13 protein-coding genes are annotated in these 15,263 nt (G+C 64.8%); 10 read left to right on the top strand and 3 right to left on the bottom strand.

Features of this window, described 5'->3' with window-relative positions; translation table 11 throughout:
• The first annotated feature begins 137 nt into the window (after window positions 1-137).
• The 4 genes from ARTSIC4J27_RS03455 (at window position 138) to ARTSIC4J27_RS03440 (ending at window position 4,303) form a co-directional block, all read left to right on the top strand.
• Window positions 138-1,448 (top strand): ABC transporter substrate-binding protein, encoded by a 1,311-nt coding sequence (locus ARTSIC4J27_RS03455; RefSeq protein ID WP_050053821.1) that lies wholly within the window; start codon window positions 138-140, stop codon window positions 1,446-1,448.
• Between the two features lie 128 nt (window positions 1,449-1,576).
• A complete protein-coding gene (locus ARTSIC4J27_RS03450) occupies window positions 1,577-2,548 on the top strand; it encodes a carbohydrate ABC transporter permease (protein ID WP_050053820.1) in 972 nt (323 codons plus the stop codon).
• Window positions 2,545-3,456 (top strand): carbohydrate ABC transporter permease, encoded by a 912-nt coding sequence (locus ARTSIC4J27_RS03445; RefSeq protein ID WP_050053819.1) that lies wholly within the window; start codon window positions 2,545-2,547, stop codon window positions 3,454-3,456. The genes ARTSIC4J27_RS03450 and ARTSIC4J27_RS03445 overlap by 4 nt, the downstream gene beginning before the upstream one ends.
• A gap of 58 nt (window positions 3,457-3,514) precedes the next feature.
• A complete protein-coding gene (locus ARTSIC4J27_RS03440; protein ID WP_050053818.1) occupies window positions 3,515-4,303 on the top strand; it encodes a DeoR/GlpR family DNA-binding transcription regulator in 789 nt (262 codons plus the stop codon).
• Here ARTSIC4J27_RS03440 and ARTSIC4J27_RS03435 read toward each other — a convergent pair.
• Window positions 4,300-5,328 (bottom strand): LacI family DNA-binding transcriptional regulator, encoded by a 1,029-nt coding sequence (locus ARTSIC4J27_RS03435; RefSeq protein WP_407681114.1) that lies wholly within the window; start codon window positions 5,326-5,328, stop codon window positions 4,300-4,302. The two genes, ARTSIC4J27_RS03440 and ARTSIC4J27_RS03435, sit on opposite strands and share 4 nt — an antisense overlap.
• 5 nt (window positions 5,329-5,333) lie before the next feature.
• Window positions 5,334-6,536: a Gfo/Idh/MocA family protein gene (locus ARTSIC4J27_RS03430; protein WP_050053817.1), complete on the bottom strand. Its 1,203-nt coding sequence runs from the start codon at window positions 6,534-6,536 to the stop codon at window positions 5,334-5,336.
• A 207-nt stretch (window positions 6,537-6,743) separates the two neighbouring features.
• Here ARTSIC4J27_RS03430 and ARTSIC4J27_RS03425 point away from each other — a divergent pair, with 207 nt between their 5' ends.
• The 5 genes from ARTSIC4J27_RS03425 to aroQ all read left to right on the top strand — a co-directional run bounded on the left by ARTSIC4J27_RS03425 (window position 6,744) and on the right by aroQ (window position 12,958).
• Complete coding sequence (locus ARTSIC4J27_RS03425; RefSeq protein ID WP_050053816.1) at window positions 6,744-7,685, top strand: carbohydrate ABC transporter permease; 942 nt, start codon at window positions 6,744-6,746, stop codon at window positions 7,683-7,685.
• A gap of 10 nt (window positions 7,686-7,695) precedes the next feature.
• Window positions 7,696-8,622, top strand: coding sequence for a carbohydrate ABC transporter permease (locus ARTSIC4J27_RS03420; RefSeq protein WP_050053815.1), 927 nt, complete (start codon window positions 7,696-7,698; stop codon window positions 8,620-8,622).
• A gap of 39 nt (window positions 8,623-8,661) precedes the next feature.
• A complete protein-coding gene (locus tag ARTSIC4J27_RS03415; RefSeq protein ID WP_050053814.1) occupies window positions 8,662-10,002 on the top strand; it encodes an ABC transporter substrate-binding protein in 1,341 nt (446 codons plus the stop codon).
• A 152-nt stretch (window positions 10,003-10,154) separates the two neighbouring features.
• Window positions 10,155-12,335 (top strand): alpha-galactosidase, encoded by a 2,181-nt coding sequence (locus ARTSIC4J27_RS03410; RefSeq protein ID WP_050053813.1) that lies wholly within the window; start codon window positions 10,155-10,157, stop codon window positions 12,333-12,335.
• 164 nt (window positions 12,336-12,499) lie between these two features.
• Window positions 12,500-12,958: a type II 3-dehydroquinate dehydratase gene (aroQ, locus tag ARTSIC4J27_RS03405; RefSeq protein WP_050053812.1), complete on the top strand. Its 459-nt coding sequence runs from the start codon at window positions 12,500-12,502 to the stop codon at window positions 12,956-12,958.
• 28 nt (window positions 12,959-12,986) lie between these two features.
• Here the strand turns inward: aroQ and ARTSIC4J27_RS03400 are convergent, their stop codons facing one another.
• The gene (locus ARTSIC4J27_RS03400; protein WP_050053811.1) at window positions 12,987-14,171 is read right to left on the bottom strand and encodes a MarP family serine protease; all 1,185 of its coding nucleotides are present in this window, start codon (window positions 14,169-14,171) and stop codon (window positions 12,987-12,989) included.
• A gap of 184 nt (window positions 14,172-14,355) precedes the next feature.
• On the opposite strand from ARTSIC4J27_RS03400, the gene ARTSIC4J27_RS03395 reads away from it, so the two are divergent.
• Window positions 14,356-15,033 (top strand): Crp/Fnr family transcriptional regulator, encoded by a 678-nt coding sequence (locus ARTSIC4J27_RS03395; RefSeq protein WP_009359192.1) that lies wholly within the window; start codon window positions 14,356-14,358, stop codon window positions 15,031-15,033.
• Window positions 15,034-15,263 lie beyond the last annotated feature (230 nt).

Genomic DNA, 15,263 nt, shown 5'->3' with positions numbered 1-15,263 from the left:
CCATTCCCCTTTTGTGACGATTCAAAAAAACCCGATAGCCAAATGTTATTTCCCGTTCTTCCATGTTCTGTTTTGCGAGGTTATAGTCAGGAGCGTGTGAGGTGCCTCACACGCGGCTATTACTCAAGGGAGAGAACATGGCTTCACAGTTTGACGGGTCTGCAACTGCATTTCCGAGCAGGCGGAGCATCCTCAAGACCGTCGGCGTGGGCGCGGCGGGCCTTGCCGGCATCCCGTTCCTCGCGGCCTGCACCGGAGGAAGCGCCCCGTCCGCCACCGGTTCCGACTCCCCCGGCCTGACCTTCGGTTCCGGGTCCTCCGACGACGTCCCCAAGCGCGCCTACCAGGCCGTCACCGATGCCTTCACGGCCAAGACCGGCAAGAAAGTCACCACCAACGTGGTGCCCCACAACGACTTCCAGAACAAGATCAACTCCTACCTGCAGGGTTCTCCGGACGATACGTTCACCTGGTTCGCCGGATACCGCATGCAGTACTACGCAGGCAAGGGACTCCTTGCACCCATCGATGACGTCTGGGAAACCATCGGCGCCAACTACTCCGACGCCCTGAAGAAGGCTTCCACCGGGCCGGACGGCAAGATGTACTTCGTGCCCAACTACAACTACCCGTGGGGGTTCTTCTACCGCAAGAGCCTGTGGGCCGAGAAGGGGTACGAGGTGCCCGAGACCTTTGATGCGCTCAAGGCCCTCGCCGCGAAGATGCAGGCTGACGGCATCATCCCCATCGGCTTTGCTGACAAGGACGGCTGGCCCGCCATGGGCACGTTCGACTACATCAACATGAGGCTCAACGGCTACCAGTTCCACGTTGACCTGTGCGCGCACAAGGAATCCTGGGACCAGCAGAAGGTCAGTGCGGTCTTTGACACCTGGTCCGCACTCCTTCCCTTCCAGGATCCGGCAGCCCTCGGCCAGACCTGGCAGGACGCCGCGAAAGCACTGGAAGCGAAAAAGACCGGCATGTACCTGCTCGGTTCGTTCGTCACCCAGCAGTTCACGGATCCCGCGGTGCTGGCGGACATCGATTTCTTCGCGTTCCCGGAGATCGCCATGGAAGGCCGCGACGCCGTCGAGGCCCCCATCGACGGGCTCCTGCTGTCCAAGAAGGGCGGGGAGAACAAGACTGCTCGGGACTTCATGGCGTTCCTCGGCACGGCCGAGGCCCAGGACACCTACGCCGCCGTGGACGGGTCCAACATCGCCACCGCCAAGGGGACGGATACCTCCAAGTTCAGCCCTCTCAACAAGAAGTGTGCGGACACCATCGCGGACGCGAAGTACATCAGCCAGTTCTTCGACCGCGATGCCCTGCCGGCCATGGCCAACAACGTGATGATCCCCGCCCTGCAGAGCTTCATCAAGGACGGCAAGATGGACGTCAAGAACCTTGAGGCCCAGGCCAAGACGCTCTACGCCGCGCAGTAGTCCAGGCTGCACGTCCCGCCCCGACCGCGCCGTCAGGCGACCAGCAAGGGAGGGAACGACGACGGCGGTGCAGGCTCCCGCCGTCGTCGTCCCCTTCCAGCGTCCGCACCAACCAAGGGAAGACTTCCATGAGCAGCACCGCACAAGAACTTATCCCGCCCGAGGCGCGGGAACCGGGCGGCGGCCGGATCCGCCGGAGCAGAGGCGGGCGGGTCCGCCGCCTCGCTGGGCGGGACAAAGTGGTCCTGGCACTGATGGTGGGGATCCCCACCCTGATTGAGCTGGTTCTGGTCTGGCTGCCCACCCTGATGTCCGTGGGGCTGAGCTTCACGAGCTGGAACGGCCTGGACCTGGCCGACATCCGCCCGGCCGGCACCGGAAACTACCAATACATCACCCAGGACTATCCGCCCTTCTGGCCGGCCGTGCAGCACAACCTGCTCTGGCTCCTGTTCCTTGCCCTGATCGCCACGCCGCTGGGACTGCTGCTCGCCGTCCTGCTGGACCAGAACATCCGCGGCAGCAAGATCTACCAGAGCATCTTCTTCGCACCCGTGATGCTCTCACTGGCCCTGATCGGCATCATCTGGCAGCTCTTCTACCAGCGCGACAACGGACTCCTGAACTTCCTCCTGGGCACGGCAGGCACACCGCAGGCCGTGGACTGGTTCGGGGACTCCTCCGTGAACATCTGGGCAGCCATGATCGCAGCGACGTGGCGGCACGCCGGCTATGTCATGCTCCTGTACCTGGCCGGGCTGAAGGGCGTGGATCCCAGCCTGAAGGAGGCCGCGGCCATCGACGGCGCCAACTCCGTACAGACGTTCTTCCGCGTGGTGTTCCCAGCAATGCGCCCCATCAACATCGTCATCGTGGTGATCACCATTATCGAATCGCTGCGCGCCTTTGACGTGGTGTACGTCATCAACCGCGGCACCAACGGCCTGGAAATGCTCAGCGCCCTGGTGATCCAGAACCTTGTGGGCGAAGGCCAGGTGATCGGCGTCGGCTCGGCACTGGCGGTAGTCCTGCTGGTGATCTCCCTCGTCCCTATCGTCTTCTACCTCAGCCGCACGTTCGGCAAGGAGAACAAAGCATGAGCACCACCACGGCCCGCCCGGGCACCACCGATACCGCGGCGTTGCGGACCGGCAGCAGGCCCAAGCGCCACTACGGAACGCACATCTTCCTCACGGTGATGGCGGTGATGTGGCTGATACCCCTGGGCTGGTCGCTGTACACGGCCCTCCGTCCGGTGGCCTCGACCAACCAGTACGGCTATTTCAGCTTTGCCGGCGACTTCAACTTCGGCAACTTCGCCCAGGCCTGGACCCAGGGAGGGTTTGCCACCTACTTCTGGAACTCGGTGATCATCACCGTGCCCGCCGTGCTGCTGACGCTGTTCCTCGCCTCCCTCATGGCCTTCGCCGTCAGCCGGGTGAGCTGGAAGTTCAACGTCACGCTGCTCATCATGTTCACCGCAGGCAACCTGCTACCCCCGCAGGTCCTGGCCGCCCCGCTCTTCGAAATGGCCAAGCACTTCGAAGTGCCGTACTCGTTCAGCGACTCCGGAAACATGCTGAACACGTACATCATTGTGATTGCGGTCAATACCGCGTTCCAGATGGGGTTCTGCACCTTCGTGCTGTCCAACTACATGAAGGCACTCTCCGCGGACCTCACCGAGGCCGCCCTGGTGGACGGTGCCGGCATCTGGCGGCAGTACCGGGAGATCATCATGCCGCTCTGCCGGCCGGCCTTCGCGGCCCTCGGCACGCTCCAGGTCATCTTTATCTACAACGACTACTTCTGGCCCCTTATATTCATCCAGAGCGGCAACCGGCTTCCCATCACCACTGCCATCAACAACCTGCAGGGCGAATTCCTCAGCAACTACAACCTCCTGGCGGCGGGCGCCGTTATCACGGTGATCCCCACCCTGGTGATCTACCTGCTCCTGCAGCGGCAGTTTGTTGCGGGACTGACTCTTGGTTCAAGCAAGGGGTAGACCATGATGGAACCTGACGGGGACAGCGCTCCCCCGGCCGCAGCACGAAAGGAACCCCATGCTCCCCGCAGCACGCCACCAGGCAATCGTGGACGCCGTCCAGCGCGAACGGGTTGTCCGCGTTTCGGACCTCGCCCAGCAACTGGGTGTTTCGCTGATGACGGTCCGCCGGGACATCGAGCTGCTGGAGGAAAGCGGCAAGCTGGAACGGATCCACGGCGGCGCCAAGCTTCCCGGCGATGCCAGCACGCACGAGCCCGGCTTCGAGCTGAAATCCACGCAGCTGACGGCGGAGAAGCGCGCCATTGCCGTTGAAGCGGCCGCCCTGGTCCAGGAGGGCATGGCGGTTGGCCTGAGCGCAGGGACCACCACCTGGGCGCTCGCCAAGGAGCTGGTGAACGGCCCGCAGATCACGGTGGTCACCAACTCGGTGCGCATCGCCGACCTGTTCCACCATGCCGCTTCCACCGGCGCCGCCCGCTACAGCTCCACGGTGATCCTGATCGGCGGCCAGCGCACTCCGTCGGACGCCCTGGTGGGCCCCATCGCCACCAGCGCACTGAAGCAGTTGCACCTGGACCTTTTGTTCCTCGGCGTCCACGGCATGGACGCAGTGGCCGGCTTCACCACGCCCAACCTGCTGGAAGCCGAAACGAACCGGGCCTTCGTGGCTGCCTCGCGGAAAACCGTGGTGCTGGCGGACCACACCAAGTGGGGCGTATTGGGAATCAGTTCCATCGCCTCACTTGACGAAGTGGACGAGGTGATCAGCGATCCCGGCCTGGGTTCGGAGGCACAGCGAGTCCTGCAGGAGAAGGTGGGCCGGCTGCGGCTCGCTGCCGCTTAGGGGCAGCCGCAGGACTGCCGGATCTGCAGTTCGGCAGGGAAGATGAGGTGTTCGGAGTCCTGGCCGCGGTGGGCGCCGATGAGGGCGCTGACGGCGGCCTCCGCCATGGCTTTTGCCGGCTGTTTCACCGTGGTGAGCGGTGGCCAGCTGTACTCCGCCTCAGCTGAACCGTCGAAGGATGCCAGGGCGATGTCCTGGGGGATCGACAGTCCCGCCTCATGGAGTGCCCGCAGGATCCCCACCGCCTGCAGGTCCGAGGTGGCAAAAATCGCCGTCGGCCTGGATGCTCCGGCCAGGAGCCGCTTGCCCGCGGCATAGCCCCCTTCGCGCGTGAATGGGGTTCGGACAATGGGGCCTTCCGGCAGGCCTGCCTCGGCCAGGGCCTGCAGCCAGCCCTCTTCACGGCCGTCATAGTAGTTGCCGGTGTTGGTACCCATGGCCAGGGCGATGTTGGTGTGCCCGTGCCCGATCAGATGTTCAACCGCTGCCTTTGCGCCGGCCACCAAGTCAACGCCCACACTGCTGAATCCGGGAGCGTCGGCGCTGTGGTTCAGCAGGACAACCGGAATCTCCGCGGACTCGAGCTCGGGCAGGGCAGGTTCCATCAGAACACTGGAAAGCACCACGCCGTCCACCTGGCGGGCAGCGAGGTTGCGGAGGTTCCGGAGTTCCTTGCCAAGGTTTCCATCGGAATTGGTCAGCACCAGGGCGTAGCCCAGTTCGGCGGCGGCGTCCTCCACGGCGTGGGCCAGCAGCGAGAAAAAGGGGTTGCTGTTGTCCGGGATGACCAAACCTATGGTTTCGCTGGACCCCAGCTTCAGGGCCCGGGCGGCAGCGTTGGGGCGGTACCCCAACCGGCGGATGGCGTCCTGCACCTTGGCTTCCGTTGCCGGCGCCACCTTCTTGGGTCCGCCATTAACCACATAACTCACGACGGCGGTGCTGACGCCCGCGAAGCGGGCAACGTCCTTGCGCGTCACAGGCCCGCGCGGGGCAGGCACTGCCGAAGTGGTCATGGAGTACATGCTAGCTACCAGTTGGCGGGGGCGTCGCCGAAGTCGCGGATGGGCAGCCGCGCGCCGTTTTGCTGCGCCGACTGGTGGGCAACGATTCCGGGCAGGGTGAAGCGGGCCGCCACCCAGGCGTTGACCGGCGGCAGCGTGCCGGTGTTGACGGCGGTGACAAAGTCGTCAACCAGGAAGTGGTGGCTGCCTTCATGCCCGTTCGGCGCACCCTGGAATTCATCCGGCAGCCGCTCTGCGTCATGGACCGGCGACAGACCGGAAACAAAAGCGTCCCGGAGCTCCGGGGCCACGTTGGCCAGGGATGGATCGTCCAAGGGGATGCTGGGCCGCGTTTCCAGCTGCTCCGAGATGTCGTGGACGTTCACCTTGTCCTGCCAGACGGTAACCTTCGCCAGCTGTTCGAAGCTTGCTTCCGTGCCGAAGAACCGGAACCGGGACTCGCGGATGTGGGACGGATAACCCACACGGCGCATCTCATTGGTGCGCATCACGCCGCCGTCATTCAGTTCAAAAAGCGCGGTGGCGTTGGAAAAGTCGTTGCTGAACATGCTGACGTCACGGTCGAACACGCCGTCGTTGCGGTCATCCCGGACCCCCACACAGCTGACGCTGACCGCGTGCGCGGGGACAGCTCCGAGCACGCCGCCGATGGCGTGGGTGGGGTAGAGCATCGGCGGGTAGCTGGCAGTTTCTTTCCAGCGGTCACCGCCGCTGTATTGGTAGGCGTCATAAAAGCCCAGGTCCATGTCGTGGACGTAGTCGCCCTCGGAGTAGAAGATGCGGCCAAAGCGGCCGGCAGCGTGCTGCTCCCGCGCGTACACCGTGGCCGGGTTGTAGTAGCTGGTCTCCCCCATCATGTACACCAGTCCGGTGTCGCGGACGGCGTCGATGATGCGCGCAATCTCTTCTTCGGAGATGGCCATGGGGACGGCCGAGTACACGTGCTTGCCCGCGCGCAGGGCCTGTTCAACCAGCGGCCCGTGGGTCCAGCGCTGGGTGAAGATCGCCACGGCGTCCACGTCGGAGGCGAGGAGTTCTTCGAAACTCCCCCGGGAGCCGGCGAGGTGGTACTGCTCCACGGCATCCGCCGCACGCTCGGGCAGCTCATCCACCACATATACGTCGCTTACCCCGGGGTGGAGGTTGAAAAGGTGTGCGAACTGCCCGCCGAACTGCCCTGCGCCGAGTACGCCGATTGAAAACGTCATTGTCTGCCCTTCGGTTGTGTGAGCACCAAGGCGGCGCTCGTCATCAGGAAGCCAGTGTTGCACCTGCTTCTACTCGAGTCAATAAGCCAGATGTTGAACTGATTCCAGACCCTGACGCCCGAAAAGTAGCTCTTGCCAGTCCTACATCTACTCGTGTAGATTACAGCTCAAGTTGTTACCCCCGTCACAGTCAGGAAAGGGTCGAAGATGACCACCCTTGCCAGGAACCCAAGATCTGTTGCGCCTGCTCCGGACAAGCCCAAGCCCTACACCGGCCTCCGCCGGTTCGGGGACCTCAAGATTGCACTGCTGTTCATCGCCCCGGCCATGATCGGGTTTATCGTTTTCTACGTCGTCCCCACCATCCGCGGCGTGTACCTGAGCTTCACCGAATACAACATCCTGGGAGACCCGGAATGGGTGGGCATCGAGAACTACACGGCCATCGCCAAGGATCCCCTCTTCTGGAACTCACTCGCTGTCACCGGCCAGTACGTCTTCCTGAACATCGTCCTGCAGACCGCACTGGCCCTGGGCCTGGCGCTCCTCATGCACCAGGTGGCCAAATCCACCATCATCCGGGGCGCCCTGCTGCTGCCGTACCTGATGTCCAACGTCATCGCCGCGCTGCTGTGGTTCTGGATGCTCGACTACCAGATCGGTGTGGTGAACCAGTTCATCGAGTGGGCGGGACTTTCCCGGGTGGCCTTCTTCGGCAGTGAAGCGTGGGCCATCCCCACCCAGGCCCTGATCAACACCTGGCGGCACATGGGCTACACCGCGCTGCTGATCTTCGCCGGCCTGCAGGCCATCCCCGGCCATGTGTATGAGGTAGCGAAGCTGGACGGCGCGTCAGCCTTGCAGACGTTCCGCAAGATCACCATTCCGCTGCTGCGTCCGGTCCTGGTCCTGGTGCTGGTGGTGACCGTGATCGGTTCCTTCCAGGTCTTCGACACCGTTGCCGTCACCTCCGCAGGCGGCCCGGTGAACGCCACCCGCGTCATCCAGTACTACATCTACCAGCGCGCCTTCACCGAGTCGGATTTCGGCTACGGATCGGCCATCGCCGTCATTCTCTTCCTCATCCTCGCCCTGGTGGCCTTCATCCAGATGAAGTTCCTCAAGGGCAACGAGTCGGACCTGGACTAAGGAATCCTCCATGACCACCACCGCACGCCGCGCGCAGCTGCCGGCCCCAACCATCCGCCGTCGTACTTTCAACCCCCGGCGCGCCGCCGCCTGGGCCCTGCTGGTCCTCGCCATCGCCGTCTCCGTCCTGCCCTTCCTGTGGGTCCTGCGGACGGCCCTGTCCACCAACAACGCACTGGCCACCAACGCCGCCAGCCTGCTGCCGGCGGAATTCAGCTTCGGCGCCTTCAAACGGGTCTTCGGGCTCCAGTCAGCGGCGGAAGCCGTGGCGGAAGGCGGGTCCGGCGCACAGATCGATTTCTGGATCTACCTGCGGAACTCGATCGTCTTCTCCTCCATCACCACCGCGGGCGCAGTCTTCTTCAGCGCCATGGCCGCCTACGCTTTCGCCCGGCTGCGCTGGAAGGGCCGCAACGCCGTCTTCAGCCTCTTCCTGGGCACCATGCTGGTCCCGCCGATCTTCACTGCCCTGCCGAACTTCCTGCTGATCAAGAACCTGGACCTGCTCAACACGATGCTCGGCATGGTCCTGCCCTACCTCTTTATGACCCCCTTCGCCATCTTCTTCCTGCGGCAGTTCTTCCTGAACATGTCCCGCGAAGTGGAGGAGGCGGCAATGCTTGACGGCGCCAAGCACCTGCGGATCTTCTTCCAGATCATCCTGCCCAACGCCGCAGCCCCCATCGCCACCCTCGCCCTGCTCACCTTCATCGGCCAGTGGAACGAATACTTCTGGCCGCTGCTGGTGGGCTCCCAGGACGACGTGCGCGTGCTCCAGGTGGGCCTGGGCGTCTTCAAGTCCCAGTCTCCGCAGGGCGCACCGGACTGGTCAGGCCTGATGGCGGCAACCCTCATCTCGGCCCTGCCGGTGCTGATCCTCTTTGCCGCCTTCGGCAAAAAGATCGTCAACTCCATCGGCTTCTCCGGCATCAAGTAACCACCACGTCATCCCCCACCCGAAACGGAAAGTAGAACCATGAAGAAAACCCTCGGCGCCGTCGCCGTTGCTGCCGCTGTGGCACTGTCCCTGTCCGCCTGCAGCGGATCCGCCTCCTCGGCGGAGTCCTCCAAGGGCGAGATCAGCTACTGGCTCTGGGACGCCAACCAGCTTCCGGCCTACCAGCAGTGCGCTGACGATTTCACCAAGGCCAACCCGGACATCACAGTCAAAATCACCCAGCGCGGCTGGGACGATTACTGGAGCACCCTCACCAACGGCTTCGTTGGCGGCACCGCCCCGGACGTGTTCACCAACCACCTGGGCCGCTACGGCGAACTCGCCGAAAACAAGCAACTGCTGGCCATCGACGACGCCGTCGAGAAGGACAACATCGACCTGACCGCCTACAACGAAGGACTCGCCGACCTCTGGGTGGGCCAGGACGGCAAGCGTTACGGCCTGCCCAAGGACTGGGACACCATCGGCCTGTTCTACAACAAGGCCATGCTGGCCAGCGCGGGCGTCACCGAGGACCAGATGAAGAACCTCACCTGGAATCCGGAAGACGGCGGCACGTACGAAAAGGTTGTCGCCCACCTCACCGTGGACAAGAGCGGCAAGCGCGGCGACGAGCCCGGCTTCGACAAGAACAACGTTGCCGTCTACGGGCTGGGCCTGAACGGCGGCGGCGACTCCTCCGGCCAGACCGAATGGAGCTACCTCACCAACACCACCGGCTGGTCCCACACGGACAAGAACCCCTGGGGCACCCACTACAACTACGACGACCCTAAATTCCAGGAGAGCATGGAATGGTTCGCCGGCCTTGCTGACAAGGGCTACATGCCCAAGCTGGAAACCACTGTGGGCGCCGCCATGGCTGACACATTCGCGGCTGGCAAGTCCGCCATCAACGCGCACGGTTCGTGGATGGTAGGCCAGTACACGGGCTACAAGGGCATCGAAGTGGGCATCGCCCCCACCCCCGTCGGCCCCCAGGGCGAGCGGGCGTCGATGTTCAACGGCCTGGCCGATTCCATCTGGGCCGGCACCAAGAAAAAGGACGCATCCATCAAGTGGGTGGAATACCTTGCCTCCGCCGACTGCCAGGACGTCGTAGCCTCCAAGGCCGTAGTATTCCCGGCGCTCAAGGCATCCTCGGACAAGGCCGCTGAAGCGTTCGCAGCCAAGGGTGTGGACGTCACCGCCTTCACCGAGCACGTCAAGAACAAGACCACGTTCCTGTACCCCATCACGGACAACACCGCCAAGGTCAAGGGCATCATGGAGCCCGCCATGGACGCCGTCGTCTCCGGCAAGGCGCCCGCAAGCTCCCTCACCCAGGCCAACGAACAGGTCAACGCCCTGTTCAAGTAGCCCCCCAATCCGTGGCTGCGTATGTGGTCGCAGCCACTGCGCCGGATGCCGCCGTTGCCCTCCTCGCGGCGGCGGCATCCGGCCGCCCCTTCCCCTTGCTTTCCTCGCGTGCGTAACTTAAGGCGCACCCCTTAAACCCTGAAAGAGATCCTATGGACCCCCTCCACCTCCGTTCCGCCGGCACCAGCCTGGTGATCAGCTTCAACAGCGGGGAGGCCGAGATCATCCATTGGGGCGCGGATCTTGGCAGCACCCTTCCGGACCTTGCCATCCTCGGTGAGCCGGTCCCGCACTCCGCCATCGACGCCACCGTTCCCGCCGGCCTCCTGCCCCAGGCTTCCTCCAGCTGGCGCGGCCGGCCCGGTTTGCGCGGGCACCGCACGGCCGACGGCGTCTCCGGACTCGACTTCTCGCCGCGCCTTCGCACCGTGGCAGCACGCGCCGAGGGCACCACCGCGGTCATCACGCAGACCGATGCCGACGCTGGAATCACCGTTTCGTCGGACATCACGCTGCACGACGGCGGTCTGCTGGAACTGCGGCATACCGTCACCAATGACGGAACCACCCCCTACCAGCTGGACGAACTGGCCACTGTCCTCCCCGTGGCTCCGGACGCCGTCGAACTCCTTGACCTGACCGGCCGCTGGTGCCGGGAAAACCACCCGCAGCGCCGCAGCATCCAGCAGGGCACCTGGGTACGGACCGGCCGGCACGGCCGCACCGGCCACGATTCATCCCTGCTGCTCGCCGCCGGCACCCCCGGGTTCGGCAACCGCCACGGGAAGGTCTGGGCCACGCACCTGGCGTGGAGCGGCAACCACGAGCAGTTCACCGACACCATCGGCGACGGCCGCACCATGATCGGCGGCTCCGAACTCCTGGGACCGGCCGAGGTCATCCTCGCACCCCAGGGCAGCTACACCACGCCAGCCCTGTTCGCCGCCTACTCGGACCGCGGCCTGGACGGCATCAGCGAGGCCTTCTACAGCTGGTTCCGCTCCCGCCCGCACCACGTGCTGCCCGACGCCGGCGGCGGCAAGCCTCGTCCCGTGGTGCTGAACACGTGGGAAGCCGTCTACTTCGACCACAACCTGTCCGCCCTGATCGAGCTCGCCGATTCGGCCGCGGACCTCGGCGTCGAGCGTTTCGTACTCGACGACGGCTGGTTCCGCGGCCGCCGCGACGACCACGCCGGGCTCGGCGACTGGTACGTGGACGAGACGCTGTGGCCCGACGGGCTTACCCCGCTGATTGACGCCGTCACCTCGCGCGGCATGGAATTCGGCCTGTGGGTGGAGCCGGAAATGGTCAACCTCAACTCGGATGTTGCCCGAGCCCACCCGGAGTGGATCGTGGGCCCGGCGGCCCTGTCCCACAAGGACGGCGGCCGGCTGCCGCTGGAGTGGCGGAACCAGCACGTCATCGACCTGGTCAACCCCGAAGCCTGGCAGTACATCTTTGACCGCATCGACGCCCTGCTGCGTGAAAACAGGATCAGCTACCTGAAGTGGGACCAGAACCGGGACCTGCTCGAACACGGCCACGCCGGCCGCTCCTCCGTCCACGAGCAGACCCTGGCCGCCTACCGCCTCTTCGACGAGCTCAAGAAGGGTCACCCCGGCGTCGAGATTGAAAGCTGTTCCTCCGGCGGCGCCCGTGTTGACCTGGGCATTCTGGAGCGGACGGACCGGATTTGGGCCTCGGACTGCAACGATGCCCTGGAGCGCCAAAGCATCCAGAGGTGGACCGGGCTGGTGGTGCCGCCGGAGCTGGTGGGCGGACACATCGGCCCCACCACCTCGCACACCACGGCCCGTACTCACGATTTGTCCTTCCGTGCCATCACGGCCCTCTTTGGGCATTTCGGTATGGAATGGGACGTCCGGCAGGTCACGGGTGCTGAACGTGAGGAGCTCAAGCGGTTCATCGGCCTGTACAAGGAGCACCGCGACCTCATCCACAGGGGGCTGATGGTCCGCGCGGACGTTCCGGATGAGTCACTGATGCTGCACGGCGCGGTGGCTGCGTCGTCTCCTTTGGCCGGCACGACGGCGGCGCTGTTCGCCTTGGTCAGCACGCGCACCGCTTTCTCCGAACAGCCCGGCAAGGTGGCCATCCCCGGCCTGGAGCCGGACCGCGACTACCGGGTGGAAGCCATCTTCCCGGCACCGGGTGATGCCGACTACGGCCACACTTTCACGCAGGTCCAGCCTCCGGCCTGGCTGGCAGACGGAGCGATAGCCAACGGCCGTTTCCTGGCCGAGGTAGGCCTGCCCATGCCCATCCTCAACCCCGAGCACGCGCTGCTGCTGCACTTCACCGCCCTCTAGACCGGCAGGGCAGCACCGGGAACAAAGCTAAAGCAACGCGGGGTCAGCTAATGCCCATCCAGGCCGCCTGGACGGGCAATAACTGACCCCGCGTTGTTCCATTGGTGATCAAGAACGAACCGTAAGAAATGCGGCCCGGGCCCCCGCACACTAGATTTGCATTCATGAGTGAAGCCACCACCCCAGACAGCCGCGGCACCATCCTGGTAATCAACGGACCCAACCTGAACCTGCTGGGGACCCGCGAGCCGGAAAAATACGGCACGTCCACCCTGGCGGACGTGGAGGAACTGGCCGCCCGCACTGCTCAGGCACACGGGTTCGCGGCCGAATGCGTTCAGTCAAACCATGAGGGCGTGCTGTTGGACGCCATCCACGCCGCCCGGGGATCCGCCGTCGGAATTGTCCTCAACGCCGGCGCCTTCACGCACACGTCCGTGGCACTTCGCGATGCCCTCGCAGCGGTGCAGCTGCCCGCCGTCGAGGTCCACATCACCAACGTGCACCAGCGCGAGGAATTCCGGCACCATTCGTTCCTGTCGCCGGTGTGCTCCGCGGTGATCGTGGGCGCCGGGGTATTCGGCTACAAGCTGGCCATCGACTACCTCGCGGAAGTCCTCTAGCCACCTGCTGCTGCTTCTTGGAGGGCCCTTACTTCTGGATGCACTGTCCAGAGGAAACGGGGGCGCTCAAAGACGCCGCCTGCGAGGCTACAGGGTTGAGGTCGTCCATGGTGATGGCGAAGCCCATCTCCGCGTCGGAGGTCGCTTTCGCGAAGATCACACCGGCCACCTGGCCGTCCGTGGTCAGGAGCGGGCCGCCGGAGTTGCCGGGTTGGACGTTCCCGGCCAGCCGATAGATCTCCTCGGGCGACGGGTTGCTGCCGTAGATGTCCGGCACCAGCACCGTGGTGATGTCCTGGATGGTGGCGGGCCGGGACTGGAAAGGCCCGCCGTGCGGGTAGCCCGCGAACGCTGCCGGGCTGCCGCTGGGCAGGTCGGTGCTCAGCGGCAGCGGCTGGACAGGAAGGTCCTCAACGGCGAGCACGGCGAGGTCGTGTTTGGTGTCGAAGTAGACAACACGCCCGGGCATCGCTCCGCCGTCGGCCATCTCGACCACCGGCTCCGACACGCCCGCCACAACATGGGCGTTGGTGACGATCCGGTCTTCCGAAACCACGAAGCCGGTGCCCGTCTGGTTCTGGCCGCACTGGTAGGCAGTCCCGGCAATTTTCAGGACCGATTCGGCGGCCCGGTTCAGGGCTGGGGTGTCAGTACTGGCGTCCGGCACCGGCACGGCCTGGCCCTGGTCCAGACCTTCAATCAGCGTGGGAATGCCGTTGCCGATCACTTCCGAGCGCAGCTGCGCCATGGTGGCTTTCACGGGGTCCGGTGTCATGCCGTCGATAAAACGGATCACCTTGGAGTCGGCAAGCTGCTGGGAAACAAACGGCACGCCGAGGGAGCCGATACTGAAGGCCAGCATGGACATGACCAGGGCAGAGACCGCCAGGTTCACCGCGCCACCCACCAGGCGGTCAACGGCCCGCAGCGGCCTGATCCGCACGGCGCCGCGGATTTGCCGGCCGACCATGGTGCCGAGTCCATGGCCGAGAACCACCAGCGCGACGGCGGCGGCCACGATGGCCGTCAGCCTCCATCCGGAGTCGGTCACGAAGCCGCTCACCAAAGGGACCGCGAAAAAGGCGGCGATGGCCCCGGCGGCAAACCCGGCAATGCCGCCGACCGTGACGAGGAAGCCGTTGCGCAGGCCGTAGGCCAGATAGGACAGCAGCGCCAGGATCAGGACGATGTCCAGGACAGTCAAGCCGACCACTAAGGCTCCTTATAAGCAGTTGTAGGCTCATTCTAGTGGCGCAGGCTGACAATTTTCTGAGGGCTGCCGCCGCCTCCCCTGCCCGCCGTTGGGGCGTTTTGGCTGCCAAGTTCGTCACAGAACCTTGAAAATTCTGAAACAATGGCACAAGCGCCACAGCCGAAACTTTTATTCAGGAGATTTTATGGACATCGAGGTACTGCGCCGAGCACCACTTTTCGCCACGCTCGACGACGACGCATTCCGTCTGCTGACGGACGAGCTCACCGAGGTGGACCTTTCCCGCGGTGCTTCGGTTTTCCGTGAGGGCGACCAAGGCGACCAGCTCTACTTCATCGTTTCCGGCAAGGTGAAGCTGGGCCGTACCTCCCCGGACGGCCGTGAATCGCTCCTCGCCATCCTCGGCCCGGGTGAGCTCTTCGGCGAAATGGCCCTGTTCGATCCCAGCCCGCGTACCGCCACCGCTACCGCAGTGTCGGAGACCCGCCTGGCCGGGCTGAAGAACGAAAGCCTGAACAACCTGCTCCGCACCCGCCCCGAGGTTTCCGCGCAGCTTCTGCAGGCCCTCGCCCGCCGGCTCCGCCGCACCAACGATTCCCTCTCGGACCTGGTGTTCTCCGACGTGCCCGGCCGCGTCGCCAAGGCGCTCCTGGACCTCGCGGACCGCTTCGGCCGCCCGGCGACGGACGGTGTCCTCGTGGCCCACGAACTGACGCAGGAAGAGCTGGCCCAGCTGGTCGGAGCCTCCCGCGAGACCGTGAACAAGGCCCTCGCCGAGTTCGTCCAGCGCGGCTGGCTCCGCCTGGAAGCCCGCGCCGTGGTCATCCTGGACATGCAGCGCCTCCGCCAGCGCTCCCGCTAGTCTGCACAGCACAAAGGCCGCCCCAAAGGGGCGGCCTTTTGCATGCCGGGGAAGTTTCACCTCAGGCCCAACAACGCCCGCTCACATCTGCCCGCCTTGCTATCGATGCGCGCTCACTTGTGGCCGTCCTCCCGCCAGCGCCCGCTCACATCTGCCGCCTGCGGACTGTGCGAGCGTGACGACCTCCCGGCCTATCTGAGCGCGCCCGGGTTTTGGCAGCCACATCCGAG

Origin of the sequence: Pseudarthrobacter siccitolerans (genome assembly GCF_001046895.1) — a bacterium.
Classification (GTDB): Bacteria; Actinomycetota; Actinomycetes; order Actinomycetales; family Micrococcaceae; genus Arthrobacter; species Arthrobacter siccitolerans.
This window is presented reverse-complemented; position numbering and strand designations above follow the sequence as displayed.